Raw genomic sequence first — 16,716 nt, forward strand, 5'->3', positions numbered from 1 at the left:
CAGGTCTTGCCGACACCGGCACTGGCGCCGAAGTAGATGCGCAGCTTGCCGCGCAATGCGCGCGCTTCGTCGTTTCGCAGTTGGGCCAGCAGGGCGTCGGGATCAGGGCGGGAAACGTCGTTCATCGGCGGCACAGGTTAGCGCATCGGATTGAATGTCGACTCACCCTAACGACGTGCATGTGCAAGCCGCCCTGCGGATTCCGCGGAACGCAGTTCTTCCGCCGTCAGCAGGTAGGCGGGGTTGTTGGTCAGCCGCTCGATGGCCAGGTCGATGAATGCCTTGGCGCGCGCGGGCTGGGCCGCGCGGCTTCCGTAGTAGACGAACACGGCCGAACGGTCGGCGGCGTGCTCGCTCAGCAGCGGTATCAGCCGCCCGGCCCGGATGTGCGCGCTGGCGCTCACGCTGGTCATCGAACCGATGACATGCCCGGCCAGCACCGCTTCGGTTTCCAGCGCTTCGTCGTTGACGCACAGTGCCGGAACGATGTGATGCTCGACGACATCCTCCCCGACCTTCACGTACCAGGGCATGACCTTGCCCGTGCTCGGGAGACGGAAGCCGCTGCAGCGATGCGCAGCCAGCGCGTTCAGGCTGTCGGGAGCGCCATGGCGGTCAAGGTACGACGGGGCCGCGCAGACGATGAGCTGGAGGCCGAACAACCTTCGTGCAATGACGCCCTCGGCCGGCGACGGGCCGACGCGAAAACCCACGTCGACCCGGTCTTCCACCCAGTTGCCGATGCGGTCATCCAGTTGCACGTCGGGCTGCACTTCAGGGTAGAGCCTGCAGAACTCGTCGAGCAGGGGCCAGAACACGGGAGCGAAGGTCGATCGCGGCCCCACGATGCGCAGCGGCCCGGCAATCTCGTCGGTTGCCCGGCGCGCCATGTGCAGGGCACGCTGCAGGCCGAGCAGCGCGGGCTGCGCGGCTTCAAGAAACTGCCGCCCCTCGTCTGTGAGCGCCATGCTGCGCGTGGTGCGATGGAACAGCCGCACGCCGAGGTGCTGCTCCAGCTGGGCCAGGGCTTGGCTGGCGGCCTGCGGCGTCATCCCTTGCGCCGCAGCGGCCTGTCGCAGGCTGCCGAGTTCGGCCGTCCTGGCGAATGTGGCGATGGAACGCAGTTCATTGATAGGCATAAAGGCCTCCAGTGTGGCCGTCGATTATCAAGAGCAACTTGTCAGTGCATCAAGGCCGTTCCGCCTAGTTCGGCCCGGGGGTACCGGCCTACATTGGTGGATTGCAGTTGTTCGAGATGAAAGGCACGCGGCACGGCATGAATACCCCCGACGAACCCACCACCATCTCCAGGCGCGATCTGCTGATTGCCGGGGCCGCTTCGGCGGCAGTGGTCGCGGAGGCTCCCGCGGCCAACGCGGCGACGACCCCCGCGCCAAAGCTCTCCGGCCTGTCGAAGACGACCATTGAAGTGAATGGCAAGACACACGTCCTGACACTGGACAACCGCACCACCCTGCTCGATGCGCTGCGCGAGCACCTGCACCTGACCGGCACCAAGAAAGGATGCGACCACGGCCAATGCGGCGCCTGCACCGTGATGGTGGACGGCCGCCGCATCAACTCGTGCCTGACGCTGGCGGTGATGCACGAAGGCGCCAAGGTCACCACCATCGAAGGCCTGGGCAAGCCGGGTGCGCTGCACCCGATGCAGGCCGCCTTCGTGAAGCACGACGGCTACCAGTGCGGCTACTGCACGCCGGGGCAAATCTGCTCCGCCGTCTCCGTGCTGAACGAGATTCGCGAAGGCATCCCCAGCCACGTGAGCGCCGACCTGACGGCAAGACCCCAGGTCACGGTGGTGGAACTGCGCGAGCGCATGAGCGGCAACATCTGTCGATGCGGGGCCTACAGCAACATCGTCGATGCGATCACCGAAGCGGCCGCGGGGAGAACGGCATGAAGTCCTTCACCTACGAGCGCGTGTCGTCGCCGACGGAGGCCGTCATGAAGGCGGCAAGGGTGCCGGGTGCGCGCTTCATCGCGGGCGGCACCAACCTGCTCGACCTCATGAAGCTGGAGATAGAGACGCCCGCGCACCTGATCGACGTCAACGGCCTGGGCTTCGACAAGATCGAAAGCACGCCAGACGGTGGCCTGCGCATCGGCGCGCTGGTGCGCAACACCGATCTTGCCGCCGACAGCCGCGTGCGGCGCGACCACGGTTTGCTGTCGCGCGCCCTGCTCGCCGGCGCTTCGGGCCAGTTGCGCAACAAGGCAACGACCGCGGGCAACCTGCTGCAGCGAACGCGCTGCCCTTACTTCTACGACACCAACCAGGCCTGCAACAAGCGCCAGCCCGGCAGCGGCTGCTCGGCCATCGGCGGATACACCCGGCAGCATGCGATCGTGGGCACGAGCGATGCATGCATCGCGACGCATCCCAGCGACATGGCCGTCGCGATGCGTGCGCTCGACGCAACGGTGGAGACCATCCGCGCCGACGGCTCGCGGCGCACCATCCCGATCGCCGACTTCCACAAGCTGCCCGGCGCCACGCCGCATGTTGAAACATCGCTGGCCCCCGGCGAGCTGGTCACGTCGGTCAAGCTCCCCGCACCGGTGGGCGGCAGGCACATCTATCAGAAGGTGCGCGACCGGGCCTCCTATGCCTTCGCGCTGGTTTCGGTAGGCGCGATCGTGCAGCGCGACGGCAGTGCCCGCATTGTGGTGGGCGGCGTCGCACATAAACCGTGGCGCGTCGAGGCGGCGGAGGCCGAGATGCCTCGCGGTGCCAGGGCCGTGACCGCGGCATTGCTTGCCGGCGCCAAGCCCACTTCACAGAACGCCTTCAAGGTGTCGCTGGTCGAGCGCACGCTCGATGCGGTGCTGACGCAAGCCAGGAGCTGAGCGATGAAGTTCGACACCCCCGCCACCACCAACCCCATCGACCAGCTGAAGGTGGTCGGCCAGCCGGTGGACCGCATCGACGGTCCGCTCAAGACCACGGGCACTGCGCCCTACGCATACGAGCGGCATGACGTGGTGCCCAACCAGGCCTACGGCTACATCGTCGGATCGGCCATTGCCAAGGGCCGGATCGTTTCGATCGATCTGAGCCGCGCGAAGGCCGCGCCGGGCGTGATCGCCATCGTCACCCACGAGAACGCAGGCAAGCTTGGCAAGGGCAATTTCAATACGGCCCGGCTGCTCGGCGGCCCCGTCATCGACCACTACCACCAGGCCGTTGCGCTCGTCGTGGCGCAGACCTTCGAGCAGGCGCGCGCCGCGGCGCAGCTCGTGCAGGTGAAGTACGCACGCGCCGAAGGCAGCTTCGGCCTCGCGGATGCGAAGGCTTCTACGGACAAGAAAACGATCAACCGCGACAACACCGTCGGCGACTTCGCCGGCGCATTCACCAAGGCCGAGGTGCGGCTGGACCAGACCTACACCACGCCCGACCACTCGCACGCGATGATGGAGCCGCAAGCCACCATCGCCGCGTGGGATAGAGACAGGCTCACCGTGTGGACCTCGAACCAGATGATCGACTGGACCACCGGCGAACTCGCGAAGACGCTGGACATACCCAAGGACAAGGTCCACCTCATGTCTCCCTACATCGGCGGCGGCTTCGGCGGCAAGCTGTTCCTGCGGGCGGACACGCTGCTGGCGGCGCTGGGCGCGCGCATTGCGCGCCGGCCGGTCAAGGTCGCGCTGCAGCGCCCGCTGATCGCCAACAACACCACGCACCGGCCCGCGACGATCCAGCGCATTCGCATCGGCACCACTGCGCAGGGAAAGATCACCGCCATCGGCCATGAAAGCTGGTCCGGCAACCTGGTGGACGGCAAACCCGAGAACGCAGTGCAGCAGACGCGCCTGCTCTACGCGGGCGAACACCGGCTCACCGGCACCCGGCTGGCTCTGCTCGACCTGCCCGAAGGCAACGCGATGCGCGCACCGGGCGAGGCGCCGGGGCTGATGGCACTGGAGATTGCAGTCGACGAAATCTCGCAGCAACTGGGCATCGACCCCATCGAGTTCCGCGTGCTGAACGACACGCAGGTAGACCCGGCCAACCCGAGCCGTCCGTTCTCGCAGCGCCGCCTCATCGAGTGTTTGCGCACGGGTGCCGAGCGCTTCGGATGGAACAAGCGCAGCGCGCGGCCCGGCCTCGTGCGCGACGGCCGATGGCTCGTCGGCATGGGCGTGGCGGCGGCGTTCCGCAACAACCAGGTGATGAAGTCGGCCGCACGCGTGGCATTGGATGCGCGCGGCGTGGTGACGGTCGAGACCGACATGACGGACATCGGCACCGGCAGCTACACGATCATTGCGCAGACGGCCGCCGAGATGATGGGCGTGCCGCTCGAACGCGTGGTCGTGCGGCTCGGCGATTCGCACTTTCCCGCGTCGTCCGGTTCCGGCGGGCAATGGGGCGCCAACTGCTCGACGGCTGGCGTCTACGCTGCTTGCACCAAGCTGCGGGAGGCCGTCGCGCAGCGGGCGGGCCTTGACTCCGCCGGCGCCGTCTTCGCGGATGGCATGGTGCGCGCCAGTGGCCGCAGCGTGCCGCTCGCCGGTATCGCGGCCGGCGAGAGCATCGTCGCGGAAGACGTGCTGGAGTTCGGCAACCTCGACAAGCAATACCAGCAGTCCACCTTCGGCGCGCACTTCGTGGAAGTTGGGGTCGACGCATTCACTGCCGAGATACGGGTGCGACGCATGCTCGCCGTCTGCGCCGCGGGCCGCATCCTCAACCCCAAGTCGGCGCGCAGCCAGGTCATCGGCGCGATGACCATGGGGGTAGGAGCCGCGCTCATGGAAGAGCTCGCCGTGGACGAGCGCCTGGGCTTCTTCGTCAACCACGACCTGGCCGGCTACGAGGTGCCGGTGCATGCCGACATCCCGCACCAGGAAGTGATCTTCCTTGACGAGACCGATCCGATCTCTTCGCCGATGAAGGCCAAGGGCGTCGGTGAACTCGGCATCTGCGGCGTGGGTGCGGCGGTGGCGAATGCGATCCACAACGCGACGGGCATACGGGTGCGCGACTATCCGATCACGCTGGACAAGCTCATCAGCCGGATGCCCGACGCGGCTTGAATTGCATCCGCGTCCGGCGGCGGTGTGCGCAAGCCGCACAACACTTGTCGCCGTGCCGGCCTAGTCGCTGTCCGCTGCCGTTCCTAGACTTCCTCATCACTTTTGATGAATCTCTTCCAGGAACAGCAACCATGTCAGGACTCTCTCGCCGCGGACTCATGAGCGTATTGGCCGTGCCCTGCGCGGCCGGCATCGTCGGCACTTCCGCTGCCGCACCCGCGTCTTCCCCCGCACCGACGCCGACCCTTCGCGCCATGTCGGGCGCGAAACCTCTGCAGCAATTGAACGGCAAGGCCACCGCCTTGCTGGTGATCGACTTCCAGAACGAATACTTCACCGGCCGCATGCCCATTGCCGACGCATCGGATGCCGTCGCCCGCACGAAGCGCCTGCTGGCGTGGGCGGACCGGCACGCTTTCCCCGTGTTCCAGATACAGCACGTGGCACCGGCAGGCTCCGCGACATTCGCCCAAGGTGGCGACACCGTGAAGTTCCACGCAGACATGCAACCGAGGGCGCGCGATACGGTCGTGCAGAAGACCACCGTCAGCGTGTTCGCCAGCACCGACATCGCACAGCGCCTGCGCTCAGCCGGCGTGCAGACGCTCGTCATCACCGGGCTCATGACCCACGCATGCGTGGCTGGTGCGGCCCGCGACGCCGCTGTGCAGGGCTTCGACGTGGTGGTGTCGTCCGATGCCACGGCCACCCGGTCGATCCTCCGCGAGAACGGCGACACCGTTTCGCACGACAGCCTGCATCGCGCAGCGCTGGCCGAGATCGAAGACACCTTCGGCGAGGTGCTGACCACCGCGCAGATCCTGGCATTGCCGGTTGCCTGAAAATGCGAGAAATCTAAAGAACCCGCGGGAGGGCGGCGCATGGATCAGGTGAAGGCGATGCGCGCCTTTCAACGCATCGCGCAGGCGAAGAGCCTTTCGTCGGCGGCGCAGTCGCTGGGCACCACGCACTCCAGCCTGTCGCGCCAGTTGCAGGCACTGGAGGCGTCGCTCGGCGCGCAGCTGGTGCGGCGCGACACGCGCGGTATCACGCTGACCGAAGCGGGGCATCGCTATCTCGCCGCCTGCACGGACATCCTCTCGCGACTGGATGCGGCCCATGCCGATGCGGCGGCGGATAGCAAGGCGCCCTCGGGAACACTGAAGGTAAGCATGCCGCTCTCGATCGCGACGCTGGAGCTGCCCGACTGGCTGCCGGCCTTTCAGGCGCGGCATGCAGGCATCCGGCTGGAAGTCGTTTGCACCGACCGCTTCACCAAGCTGGTCGCCGAAGGCATCGACGTCGCGCTGCGCATCAGCGCCGAGCTGGAAGATGCCTCGATGATGGCGCGGACGCTGGCCGTCTCCGACATGGTGCTGGTCGCCGCGCCACGCTATCTGGCCGAGCACGGCCTGCCCCGCACGCCGGAAGACCTGTCGCAGCACCAGTGCCTGCAGCACAACGGGCCGGAAAGCCCTGCGCACTGGACCCTCCACCTGCGCGACGGCCAACAGCAAACGCTCAAGCCGGATGCGCGCTTCGCGTGCGACACGATCACCGCGCTGTATTCGGCCGCGAAATGCGGGCTGGGCATTGCGGCGCTGACATGGCACACGGTGCGCGCCGATCTTCAGGCGGGTGCGCTGGTGCGCGTTCTGCCGGAGGTCACGCTCGGTCAGCGCACCTATGCGGCGCTCTATCCGCGCACGCGGCACGTGCAGCCCGCGGTGCGCGCCTTCATCGATTTCATGGCGACTCACTACAGATAGACAGATAGCAAGGCACCGGGTTGTCACAACCCGGGTGGGTGGCGCGTCTTCTTGAGGTCAGCGGGAATCCCCGCGCAACCCTGGAGAACTCGACATGCACAGCCTTGCACAAATAGCCCCGGCCTATGACGGCCATTGCCACGCCTTCATCGACAGGCCACCGGCATCTTTTAATAATCAAAGTATTTTCTTTGATTAATAATGGACGTCGTAATGAACAAGCAATCAAGGGCGTGGCTAGGCGCCGGCCTCGCGACATTGGTAATTGGGGGAGCCGGCTACGGGCTCGTCACGAAGCTCACGCCGGCGCATGCGGAGGGTGGCGGCAGGCCGCCGGCCAAGGTGGCGGTGGCCTCCGCGCAGAAGACTGAGGTGGCACGCTTCCTCAGCGGCATCGGCACGCTGGAGGCCAACCGGCAGGTCGAAGTGCCGGCGGAAGTGGAAGGCCGCGTCGCGAAGATTCTCTTCACGCCCGGCGGCGAAGTGCGCGCGGGGCAGCTGCTGGTGCAGCTCAACGACGCACCCGAGCAGGGCGACCTGGAGCGCCTGACGGCCCAGCGCGCCAATGCCAAGGCACTGCTCGACCGCACGCGCCGCCTGGTGCCGCAGCAGGCGGCCACGCAGGAACAGCTCGAACAGGCGCAGGCCGCCTTCGACCAGGCCAGCGGCGATCTGCGGCGCGTGCAGGCGCTGCTGGAGCAGAAGCGCATCAAGGCGCCGTTCGACGGCGTGCTCGGCATCCGCCGCGTCAACCTCGGCCAGTTCGTGCGGGCCGGAGATGCGCTGGTGTCGCTCACCGACAGCCGCACGCTGTTCGCCAACCTCACGCTGCCCGAAACAGCGCTGCCGGTGCTCAAGCGCAACCAGCAGGTGGCGCTCTCGGTCGATGCCTACCCGGGCCGCGTGTTCCAGGGCCGACTCAGCACCATCGAGCCGCAGATCGGCAGCGACACGCGCACGGTGCGCCTGCAGGCCACTATCGACAACGCCGACGGCGCCCTCACGCCGGGCATGTTCGTCAACGGCAAGGTCGCGCTGCCGGCGCGTGCCGACGCCATCACCGTGCCCGAGACGGCCATCACCTACAGCACGCACGGCGACTCGGTCTTCGTGGTGCGGCCCGCCGAGAAGGGTGACGGCTTCACGGCGCAGCAGGTGTTCGTGAAAGCCGGCGAGCGGCAGGACGGCCTGGTCGTCATCGAAAAAGGCCTGATGCCCGGCGACAAGGTCGTCACCTCCGGCCAGCTGCGCCTGTACACCGGCGCCGCCGTGATGCCGACTGCAAAAGACACGCTGGCCGTCGCGCAGGAATCGAAGTCATGAAGTTCACCGACCTCTTCGTGCGCCGCCCCGTGCTGGCGCTGGTGGTGAGCACGCTCATCCTGCTGCTCGGCGCGCGTGCGCTGGGCGACCTGCCGGTGCGGCAGTACCCGCTGACCGAGAGCACCACGCTCACCATCACCACGCAGTACCCCGGCGCTTCGCCGGAGCTGATGCAGGGCTTCGTCACGCAGCCGATCGCGCAGGCGGTGGCGACCATCGAGAACGTCGACTACCTCTCGTCGTCTTCCACGCTGGGCCGCAGCGTGATCAGCGTGCGCATGAAGCTCAACGCCGATGCCAACCAGGCGCTCACGCAAGCCATGGCGCAGGTCAGCCAGGTGAAGTACCGGTTGCCGGCCGAGGCCTTCGACCCGGTGATCCTGAAGTCGTCGGGCGAGGCAACCGCTGTGGCCTATGTCGGCTTCTCCAGCAAGACGATGCCGATGCCGGCGCTCACCGACTACCTCTCGCGCGTGGTGCAGCCGCAGTTCGCCTCCATCACCGGCGTATCGGGCGTCGAGGTGTCGGGCGGGCAGACGCTCGCCATGCGCGTGTGGCTCGACCCTAACCGCATGGCCGCGCGCGGCATCTCGGCCGGCGAACTGGCCGACGCGCTGCGCCAGAACAACGTGCAGGCCGCACCCGGCCAGGTGAAGGGCCTGTACGTGGTGTCGAACATCCGCGTGAACACCGACCTGGTGAACGTGGCCGAGTTCCGCGACATGGTGATCAAGCGAGACGGCGACGCCATCGTGCGCCTGGGCGACGTGGCCACGGTGGAGCTGGGCGCTGCAAGCGCCGACAGCAGCGCGACGATGGACGGCGTGCCCGCGATCTACCTCGGCCTGCAGGCGGCGCCCAACGGCAACCCGCTGGTGATCGTGAAGCGCATCCGCGAGCTGCTGCCCGGCATCAAGCAGAACCTGCCGCCGGGCGTTGAAGTGCAGTTGCCCTTCGAGCTGGCGCGCTTCATCGAGGCTTCCATCGACGAGGTACGGCACACGCTGCTCGAAGCCATCGCCATCGTGGTGATCGTGATCTTCCTGTGCCTGGGCTCGATCCGCGCGGTGCTCATTCCGGTGGTGACGATTCCGCTGTCGATGCTGGGCGCCGCCGCGCTGATGCTGCTGTTCGGCTTCAGCATCAACCTGCTGACGCTGCTGGCGATGGTGCTGGCCATCGGGCTGGTGGTGGACGACGCCATCGTGGTGGTGGAGAACGTGCACCGCCACATAGAAGAAGGCAAGTCGCGCGTGCAGGCCGCATTGATAGGCGCGCGCGAAGTGGCCGGCCCGGTGATCGCGATGACGCTCACGCTCGCCGCGGTGTACGCGCCCATCGGGCTCATGGGCGGGCTCACCGGTTCGCTCTTCAAGGAGTTCGCCTTCACGCTGGCGGGTGCGGTGGTGGTGTCGGGCGTGATCGCGCTCACGTTGTCGCCGGTGATGAGCTCGTTCCTGCTGCCGCAGGACACCGCAGGCAGCCGCATGGCGCGCGCTGCCGAGGCCTTCTTCCACCGGCTCGCCACGGGCTATGGCCGGCTGCTCGACGTGTCGCTGCACCACCGCTGGGTGACCGGCACGTTCGCGGCGCTGGTGCTGGTGAGCCTGCCCTTCCTCTACAACGCGGCGCAGCGCGAGCTGGCCCCGAGTGAAGACCAGGCCATGGTGCTCACGGCCATCAAGTCGCCGCAGCACGCGAACATCGACTACGTCGAGAAGTTCGGCAAGAAGTGGGACGAGGTGTTCGCCACGCTGCCCGAGAACACCGGCCGCTGGCTCATCAACGGCTCGGACGGCGTGTCGAACAGCATCGGCGGCGTGCAGCTGTCCGACTGGAAAGACCGCAAGCGCAACGCCGACCAGATCCAGGGCGACACGCAGAGCCGCATGAATGACGTGGAAGGCAGCAGCGTCTTCGCGTTCCAGCTGCCCTCGCTGCCGGGCTCTACCGGCGGGCTGCCGGTGCAGATGGTCATTCGCAGCGCGGGCGACCATCGCACCGTGTTCGAGGCGATGGAAGCGCTGAAGAAGTCGGCGCGCGACAGCGGCAAGTTCGCCGTGGTCGACAGCGACCTGGAATTCAACAACCCCACGGTCGAGATCCGCGTCGACCGAGCCAAGGCCAACAGCATGGGCGTGACGATGAAGTCCATCGGCGACACGCTGGCTGTGCTGGTGGGCGAGAACTACGTCAACCGCTTCGGCATGGACGGCCGCTCGTACGACGTGATTCCGCAGTCGCCGCGCGAGCAGCGCCTGTCGGCAGAAGCGCTGTCGCGCTACTTCGTGAAGAGCGCCAGCGGCCAGCCCGTGCCGCTGGCCAACCTGGTGCAGCTGTCGACCAGCGTGGGGCCCAACAAGCTCACGCAGTTCAACCAGCTCAACGCGTCTACCTTCCAGGCCATTCCGATGCCCGGCGTGACCATGGGCGACGCGGTGGCCTTCCTGAGCGAAGAGGCGAAGAAGCTGCCGGCCGGCTTCAGCTACGACTGGCAGTCGGACGCACGGCAGTTCACGCAGGAGGGCTCGGCGCTGGTGATGGCATTCGTGTTCGCCATCGTGGTGATCTACCTGGTGCTGGCCGCGCAGTACGAGAGCCTGCGCGACCCGCTGATCATTCTGATCAGCGTGCCGATGTCGATCTGCGGCGCGCTGGTGCCGCTGGCACTGGGCTTCGGCACCATCAACATCTACACGCAGATCGGGCTGGTGACGCTGATCGGGCTCATCAGCAAGCACGGCATTCTGATGGTGGAGTTTGCCAACGAGATCCAGGTGCACAAGGGCTTCGACCGGCGCGCGTCGATCGAGGAGGCCGCACGCATCCGGCTGCGCCCCATTCTTATGACCACGGCCGCGATGGTGATGGGCCTTGTGCCGCTGCTGTTTGCCAGCGGCGCGGGTGCCAACAGCCGCTTCAGCATCGGCCTGGTGATCGTGGTCGGCATGCTGGTGGGCACGCTGTTCACGCTGTTCGTGCTGCCCACGATGTACACGCTGCTGGCGCGCGACCACCGCGCGGCGGGCCACTCGCAGCGCGCGGCCGAACTCGATGCGCTGGCCGAAGGAGCATGACCATGAACCGACTCTTTTCCTACGCCGCTCCCTTCGCATTGAGCATGCTGGTGCTGGCCGGCTGCGCCGTCGGGCCGGACTACAAGGCGCCGGCCGACGCACCCGTTGCCATCACTGCGCCCGAGCGCTCGCTGTTCGCCGACGACGCGGTGCAGCGTGACTGGTGGCGCCAGCTCGACGATCCGCAGCTCGACGCGCTGATCGACCGCGCACTGGCCGAGAACCACGACATCCGCATCGCGCAGGCCCGGCTGCTCGAAGCCCGCGCCACGCAGACCGAGGCGGAGCTCGACCGGCTGCCGGTCGTGACCGCCGTTGCGAGCAAGACGCGCAGCATTGCGCAAGGCAACAGCGGCACGCAGCCTGATGTGCGTTCGCTGTCGCAGAGCAGCCGCGCGGGCTTCGACGCCTCGTGGGAAATCGATTTGTTCGGCCGCCTGAAGCGGCTCGACGGGGCAGCGACCGCGCGCACCGAGGCCAGCGCCGCCGATCTCGAACAGGTGCGCATCGTTGCCGTGGCCGAGCTGGCGCGCAACTACTACGAGATGCGCGGCGCCGAGCAACGCATTGCCGTGACGCGCAGCACGCTCGACAGCCTGCGCCAGAGCCTGCGCGTGACCGAGGCGCAGGTGCAGACCGGCCGCGGCCTCGAAGGCGATCTGGCAAGCGCGCAGGCCAACCTGGCAACCACCGAAAGCCAGCTGCCCGCGCTCGAAACCACACGCCGGCAGTCGGCCTACCGCGTCGCGGTGCTGGCCGGCCTGCGCCCCGGCGAGCTGGAGCCGATGCTGCAGCCGCGCCAGCTGCGCGTGCTCGACAAGCGCCTGCCCATCGGCGACCTGGCCGAACTGCTGCGCCGCCGGCCCGACGTGCTGCGCGCCGAGCGCGGCTTGGCGGCCAGCACGGCCGACGTGGGTGCGGTCACGGCCGAGCTGTATCCGCGCTTCGACATCGGCGGCTTCCTGGGCTTCGTCGCGCTGCGGGGCTCCGACCTGGGCAGTTCGCCGAGCCGCGCCTTCAGCGTGACGCCGGGCGTGAGCTGGCCGGCTCTCCGGCTGGGCTCGGTGAAGGCCCGCGTGCGTGGCGCCGAAGCCCGCGCCCAAGGCGACCGTGCGCTTTACGAGCAGACCGTGCTGCGCGCCATCGAGGACGTGGAAGGCGCCCTCACCGGCTACGGCCAGAACCAGTTGCGCCTGCAGCGGCTGGTGGAAGCCTCCGCCCGCAGCGGCCGCGCCGCCGAGCTGGCCGAGGTGCGCTACCGCGAAGGGGCCGCGCCCTACCTGAGCGTGCTCGATGCGCAGCGCACCCTGCTGCGCGCGCAAGACGCGGTGGCCGAGGCTGAAACCGCCTCGTACACCAGCCTCGTCGCGCTCTACAAGGCGCTGGGCGGCGGCTGGCAAGCACCCGCCGCTGCGAAGGGAGTGCCAACCACCTGACAATGGCGCTGTTTCCTCCCTACGACCGAATCCGCCATGTCCGCCCCCGATGCCAAGCCCACCTGGATGCCGCACCAGCCGGCAGACCGCATCCTCTCGACGCTCAAGACCCGCGGCGCGCTCGGCATTCCCGACATCGCCAAGGTGCTGAACGTCACGGTTGAGGCGGTGCGCCAGCAGATGGCCAAGCTGGAAGCCGAAGGCCTGGTCGACGCCGAGAGCCGCTCCAGCGGCCGCGGCCGGCCCACGCAGATCTGGCGGCTCACCGGGGAGGGCCACAAGCGCTTTCCCGACACGCATGCCGAGATAACGGTACAGATGATCAGCGCCGTCATCAGCGTGTTCGGCGAGAAGGGCATGGACCAGCTCATCAGCGCGCGCGAAGCCACCATGCGCGCCAACTACACCGAGGCCATGCGCGGCGCGCGCAGCCTCAAGGCTCGGCTGGAGCGGCTGGCGGAAATCCGCAGCCGCGAGGGCTACATGGCCGAGTTCCGGCCCGACGAACAGGGCAAGGGTTTTCTATTCATCGAGAACCACTGCCCCATCTGCACCGCGGCGCAGGCCTGCACGGGCTTCTGCCGCAGTGAGCTGCAACTCTTCGACGAAGTGCTGGGGCCCGAAGTGAGCGTCAGCCGCGTCGAACACGTGCTGGCGGGCGCGCGAAGGTGCGCCTACCGGGTCGAACCCAAGGCGAATGCCTGACTCTGTTTTTTCAGCAACCACCACAAGGAAACCACGATGGAACACAAGCTCCCACCCCTGCCCTACGCCCTCGATGCGCTGGCACCCGAGTACTCGCAGGAAACCCTCGAGTACCACTACGGCAAGCACCACAACGCCTACGTGGTGAACCTCAACAACCTGCAAAAGGGCACCGAGTTCGAGTCGCTGACGCTCGAAGAGATCATCAAGAAGTCCAGCGGCGGCATCTACAACAACGCCGCGCAAATCTGGAACCACACCTTCTTCTGGAACTGCATGAAGCCGCAGGGCGGCGGCGCTCCCACCGGCGCGCTGGCCAAGGCCATCGAAGCCAAGTGGGGCAGCTACGACGCCTTCAAGGAAGCCTTCGTGAAGTCGGCCGTGGGCAACTTCGGTTCGGGCTGGACGTGGCTCGTGAAGAAGGCCGACGGTTCGGTGGACATCGTGAACACCGGCGCCGCGGGCACGCCGCTGACCACTGCAGACACCGCGTTGCTGACGGTGGACGTCTGGGAACACGCCTACTACATCGACTACCGCAACCTGCGCCCGAAGTTCGTCGAGACCTTCCTGGTCAAGCTGGTGAACTGGGACTTCGCGGCGAAGAACTTCGGCTGAAACTTCGGCTGATCGATCAGCCGTTGATCAGGTTCAGGATGTTCCCGTCCGGGTCCTTGAACCATGCGACCTTCATGTCGCCCATGACATGGAGGTCGCCCACGCGCTTCGTGTCGGGCATGTCGTAATGCTCGAAGCGCACGCCCTTGGCCTTGAGGGCAGCGGCGAGGCGCTCAATGTCTTCGCCCACCTGCCAGGTGACGGCCGTCGCCTGGTTCGTTCCGGCGAACTGCGAGCGGTACACGTTGATTCGCGTGTTGCCGCTGCGGTAGACGATGACTTCATCGCCCTCCGCATCGACCTGCGACAGGCCCAGCGTGTCTTCGTAGAAGCGGCGGGCCACCGCGAGGTCTTTCACCGCGAGATTGGCCACTGCGTTGATGTTTCCGAGCATGCGAGTCTCCTGGGTTTCCTTCGGGGAGGCCCGGCGTGCCATCGACGCATGCCGGGCTTGCCAAAAATACTCAACCATACGGTGCAGTATTTGCGTCGGACAGGGCCCTGTCAAGGCATCGGAAAATGGCACCCCGCAAGTCGATACGAGCCCCATCGCAAATGAAGAAATCCTTCTTACCCGGCTTCCGGCACACTGCACCCCCGGTGCAGTGACGACGGCAACGACTGCAACCCCGAATCGACCCCGACAAAGAGACAACCCATGATCCGCAGACACCTCGGCAAGCTGGCCTTCGCGCTGGCATTCCCCCTGGCCTTCACGGCCACCGCTCATGCACAGACCGCGGCCTACCCCGCCAAGCCCATCCGCATGGTCGTGCCCTTCCCGCCCGGTGGCGGCACCGACATCCTGGCGCGCCTGGTGGCCCAGAAGCTCACCGAGGTGAATCACTGGACCGTGGTGCCCGACAACCGCGCGGGTGCCGGCGGCACCATCGGCATCGCCGAGGCCGCGCGCGCCGCGCCCACGGGCTACGACATCGTGATGGGCCAGAAGGACAACATGGTCGTTGCGCCCTGGCTCTACAAGAACCTGAGCTACAACCCCGTGAAAGACCTCACCGCGGTGGCCCACGTGGCCTACACGCCGGTGGTGATCGTCACGCAGGCCAACTCCAAGTTCAAGACGCTCGACGACGTGGTGAAAGCCGCGCGCGCCGCGCCAGACACCGTCACCTACGGCTCGCCCGGCAACGGCACCACCATCCACCTGGCCGGCGAGATCTTCAACAGCGCCGCCAAGATCAAGATGCGCCACGTGCCCTACAAGGGCTCCAACGCGGCCATGATGGACGTGCTCGCGGGCAACGTCGACCTGATGGTGTCGTCGGTGCCCTCGGCCATGGCGCAGATCAAGGCAGGCAAGCTGCGCCCGCTGGCAGTCACCTCGGCCAGGCGCAGCACCTCGCTGCCCGACACGCCCACCGTGGCCGAGCTCGGCTACAAGGACTTCGACGTGAGCACCTGGTATGGCATCTTCGTGCCGGCCGGTACGCCGAAGGACGTGGTGACGCTGCTGAATGCCGATATCAACAAGCTGCTGGCCACGCCTGAAATGAAGGCGGCCATCATCGCGCAGGGCGCGGAGCCGCAGAGCATGACGCCGGAGCAGTTCGGCGCGCTGCTGAAGACCGACTACGAGAAGTGGAAGGGCATCGTGCAAGCCTCGGGCGCGACAATCGAATAAGCCTGCGCGCCGCAGAATGGTGTCTCCAGAACAAGCCGCAACGACGGCATGGAGACACCGATGGTTCCTTCCTTTTCCCTGAAGACAGCTGCCAGCGCGGCGGTTGTCGCCCTCGTCCAGGGCTGCGCACAGACGCCCGCGCAGAAACCCTCCGACGCAACCGTGGCCGCCCACGTCGCGGCGGCCACGCAGGCCGCGGGCACCGACCTCGGTCCGCTGCTCACGCTATGCAAGCCCGCCCCAGCCACTCGTCCGCCGCAGGAGGAGCTCGACAAGGGACTCCCCCTGCTCATCAACAAGCCGGCGCCACCGCCCGCCAAGGCCTTCGACAACCTGTATTTCGTGGGCGCCGACTGGGTCAGTGCCTGGGCCATCAAGACCTCCGACGGCATCATCCTCATCGATGCGCTGAACAACCAGGTGGAGGCCGCCGCGCTGATCGAAGGCGGCATGCGCAAGCTGGGCCTCGACCCGGCGCAGATCAAGTACGTGATCGTCACGCACGGCCACGGCGACCACTACGGCGGCGCGCCCTACCTCGCGCAGAAGTACCGCGCGCGCGTGGTGATGAGCGAGGCCGACTGGACGATGACCGAGACGAAGCTGGAGTTCGCCACGCCCATCTGGGGCGCGCCGCCCAAGCGCGGCGCGGGCGACATCTCGGCAAAGGACGGCGACCGCGTCACCCTGGGCGACACCACCGTCACGCTGTACCTCACGCCGGGCCACACCATGGGCACGCTCTCGCCGGTGTTCGACGTGAGCGAGAACGGCAGGAAGCACCGCGCCATGCTCTGGGGCGGCACAGGCTTCAACTTCGGCAAGGACGTGCCTCGGCTGGACAGCTACATCGCGTCCACCCGGCGCATGGACTCCCTGGTGAAGGCGCAAGGCATCGACGTGATGCTGTCGAACCACTCGAACGTCGACAGCTCGCAGGCCAAGATGGCGGCGATGCGGCAGCAGCCGGCCGGCGCGGCGAACCCCTTCGTGATGGGCACGCCCACGGTGGAGCGCGCATTGAACGTGATGGGCGAATGCGCGCAGGCGCAGCGCGACCGGTTCGCGATGCAGTAGTC

At 67.2% G+C, this 16,716-nt stretch carries 14 protein-coding genes; 12 read left to right on the top strand and 2 right to left on the bottom strand.

The features are described 5' to 3' along the window. Positions 1–167: 167 nt before the first annotated feature. The gene (locus tag BMW87_RS10060; protein WP_093060015.1) at positions 168–1,139 is read right to left on the bottom strand and encodes a LysR family transcriptional regulator; all 972 of its coding nucleotides are present in this window, start codon (positions 1,137–1,139) and stop codon (positions 168–170) included. 137 nt (positions 1,140–1,276) lie between these two features. On the opposite strand from BMW87_RS10060, the gene paoA reads away from it, so the two are divergent. The 10 genes from paoA to BMW87_RS10110 all read left to right on the top strand — a co-directional run bounded on the left by paoA (position 1,277) and on the right by BMW87_RS10110 (position 13,995). Next, positions 1,277–1,921 (top strand): aldehyde dehydrogenase iron-sulfur subunit PaoA, encoded by a 645-nt coding sequence (gene paoA, locus BMW87_RS10065; RefSeq protein ID WP_093076630.1) that lies wholly within the window; start codon positions 1,277–1,279, stop codon positions 1,919–1,921. Further along, positions 1,918–2,868 (top strand): FAD binding domain-containing protein, encoded by a 951-nt coding sequence (locus tag BMW87_RS10070; RefSeq protein ID WP_093076098.1) that lies wholly within the window; start codon positions 1,918–1,920, stop codon positions 2,866–2,868. The genes paoA and BMW87_RS10070 overlap by 4 nt, the downstream gene beginning before the upstream one ends. A gap of 3 nt (positions 2,869–2,871) precedes the next feature. Beyond that, positions 2,872–5,067: an aldehyde oxidoreductase molybdenum-binding subunit PaoC gene (paoC, locus tag BMW87_RS10075; protein ID WP_093076100.1), complete on the top strand. Its 2,196-nt coding sequence runs from the start codon at positions 2,872–2,874 to the stop codon at positions 5,065–5,067. Positions 5,068–5,198: 131 nt separating this feature from the next. After that, a complete protein-coding gene (locus BMW87_RS10080) occupies positions 5,199–5,909 on the top strand; it encodes a cysteine hydrolase family protein (protein WP_177192755.1) in 711 nt (236 codons plus the stop codon). A gap of 39 nt (positions 5,910–5,948) precedes the next feature. Then, a complete protein-coding gene (locus tag BMW87_RS10085; protein ID WP_093076103.1) occupies positions 5,949–6,836 on the top strand; it encodes a LysR family transcriptional regulator in 888 nt (295 codons plus the stop codon). A gap of 213 nt (positions 6,837–7,049) precedes the next feature. Continuing rightward, positions 7,050–8,159 (top strand): efflux RND transporter periplasmic adaptor subunit, encoded by a 1,110-nt coding sequence (locus BMW87_RS10090; protein ID WP_093076104.1) that lies wholly within the window; start codon positions 7,050–7,052, stop codon positions 8,157–8,159. Further along, positions 8,156–11,236 carry a MexW/MexI family multidrug efflux RND transporter permease subunit gene (locus BMW87_RS10095; RefSeq protein ID WP_093076106.1) on the top strand — a complete coding sequence of 1,027 codons (3,081 nt, stop codon included), beginning with the start codon at positions 8,156–8,158 and terminating at the stop codon, positions 11,234–11,236. Before BMW87_RS10090 ends, BMW87_RS10095 begins: the two co-directional genes overlap by 4 nt. Next, positions 11,233–12,672, top strand: coding sequence for an efflux transporter outer membrane subunit (locus tag BMW87_RS10100; RefSeq protein WP_093076107.1), 1,440 nt, complete (start codon positions 11,233–11,235; stop codon positions 12,670–12,672). Before BMW87_RS10095 ends, BMW87_RS10100 begins: the two co-directional genes overlap by 4 nt. A gap of 36 nt (positions 12,673–12,708) precedes the next feature. Beyond that, positions 12,709–13,377 carry a helix-turn-helix transcriptional regulator gene (locus BMW87_RS10105; protein ID WP_093076109.1) on the top strand — a complete coding sequence of 223 codons (669 nt, stop codon included), beginning with the start codon at positions 12,709–12,711 and terminating at the stop codon, positions 13,375–13,377. 36 nt (positions 13,378–13,413) lie between these two features. Further along, positions 13,414–13,995, top strand: a complete 582-nt coding sequence (locus BMW87_RS10110) for a superoxide dismutase (protein ID WP_093076110.1) — start codon at positions 13,414–13,416, stop codon at positions 13,993–13,995. A gap of 16 nt (positions 13,996–14,011) precedes the next feature. Here the strand turns inward: BMW87_RS10110 and BMW87_RS10115 are convergent, their stop codons facing one another. After that, positions 14,012–14,389, bottom strand: a complete 378-nt coding sequence (locus BMW87_RS10115) for a VOC family protein (RefSeq protein WP_093076112.1) — start codon at positions 14,387–14,389, stop codon at positions 14,012–14,014. Between the two features lie 264 nt (positions 14,390–14,653). On the opposite strand from BMW87_RS10115, the gene BMW87_RS10120 reads away from it, so the two are divergent. After that, the gene (locus tag BMW87_RS10120; protein WP_093076113.1) at positions 14,654–15,637 is read left to right on the top strand and encodes a Bug family tripartite tricarboxylate transporter substrate binding protein; all 984 of its coding nucleotides are present in this window, start codon (positions 14,654–14,656) and stop codon (positions 15,635–15,637) included. Between the two features lie 60 nt (positions 15,638–15,697). Further along, complete coding sequence (locus BMW87_RS10125; RefSeq protein WP_093076115.1) at positions 15,698–16,714, top strand: MBL fold metallo-hydrolase; 1,017 nt, start codon at positions 15,698–15,700, stop codon at positions 16,712–16,714. Positions 16,715–16,716: the final 2 nt, after the last annotated feature.

The organism is Variovorax sp. OV084 (assembly GCF_900111625.1).
In the GTDB taxonomy this organism is placed as follows: domain Bacteria; phylum Pseudomonadota; class Gammaproteobacteria; order Burkholderiales; family Burkholderiaceae_C; genus Variovorax.

Excerpts from the sequence above, each read along its gene's own strand:
- BMW87_RS10085 (WP_093076103.1), top strand. The coding sequence starts at position 5,949 with ATGGATCAGGTGAAGGCGATGCGCGCCTTTCAACGCATCGCGCAGGCG.
- BMW87_RS10070 (WP_093076098.1), top strand. The coding sequence starts at position 1,918 with ATGAAGTCCTTCACCTACGAGCGCGTGTCGTCGCCGACGGAGGCCGTC.
- paoA (WP_093076630.1), top strand. The coding sequence starts at position 1,277 with ATGAATACCCCCGACGAACCCACCACCATCTCCAGGCGCGATCTGCTG.
- BMW87_RS10125 (WP_093076115.1), top strand. The coding sequence starts at position 15,698 with ATGGTTCCTTCCTTTTCCCTGAAGACAGCTGCCAGCGCGGCGGTTGTC.
- BMW87_RS10110 (WP_093076110.1), top strand. The coding sequence starts at position 13,414 with ATGGAACACAAGCTCCCACCCCTGCCCTACGCCCTCGATGCGCTGGCA.
- BMW87_RS10100 (WP_093076107.1), top strand. The coding sequence starts at position 11,233 with ATGACCATGAACCGACTCTTTTCCTACGCCGCTCCCTTCGCATTGAGC.
- BMW87_RS10080 (WP_177192755.1), top strand. The coding sequence starts at position 5,199 with ATGTCAGGACTCTCTCGCCGCGGACTCATGAGCGTATTGGCCGTGCCC.
- BMW87_RS10105 (WP_093076109.1), top strand. The coding sequence starts at position 12,709 with ATGTCCGCCCCCGATGCCAAGCCCACCTGGATGCCGCACCAGCCGGCA.
- BMW87_RS10115 (WP_093076112.1), bottom strand. The coding sequence starts at position 14,389 with ATGCTCGGAAACATCAACGCAGTGGCCAATCTCGCGGTGAAAGACCTC.
- BMW87_RS10095 (WP_093076106.1), top strand. The coding sequence starts at position 8,156 with ATGAAGTTCACCGACCTCTTCGTGCGCCGCCCCGTGCTGGCGCTGGTG.
- paoC (WP_093076100.1), top strand. The coding sequence starts at position 2,872 with ATGAAGTTCGACACCCCCGCCACCACCAACCCCATCGACCAGCTGAAG.
- BMW87_RS10120 (WP_093076113.1), top strand. The coding sequence starts at position 14,654 with ATGATCCGCAGACACCTCGGCAAGCTGGCCTTCGCGCTGGCATTCCCC.
- BMW87_RS10090 (WP_093076104.1), top strand. The coding sequence starts at position 7,050 with ATGAACAAGCAATCAAGGGCGTGGCTAGGCGCCGGCCTCGCGACATTG.
- BMW87_RS10060 (WP_093060015.1), bottom strand. The coding sequence starts at position 1,139 with ATGCCTATCAATGAACTGCGTTCCATCGCCACATTCGCCAGGACGGCC.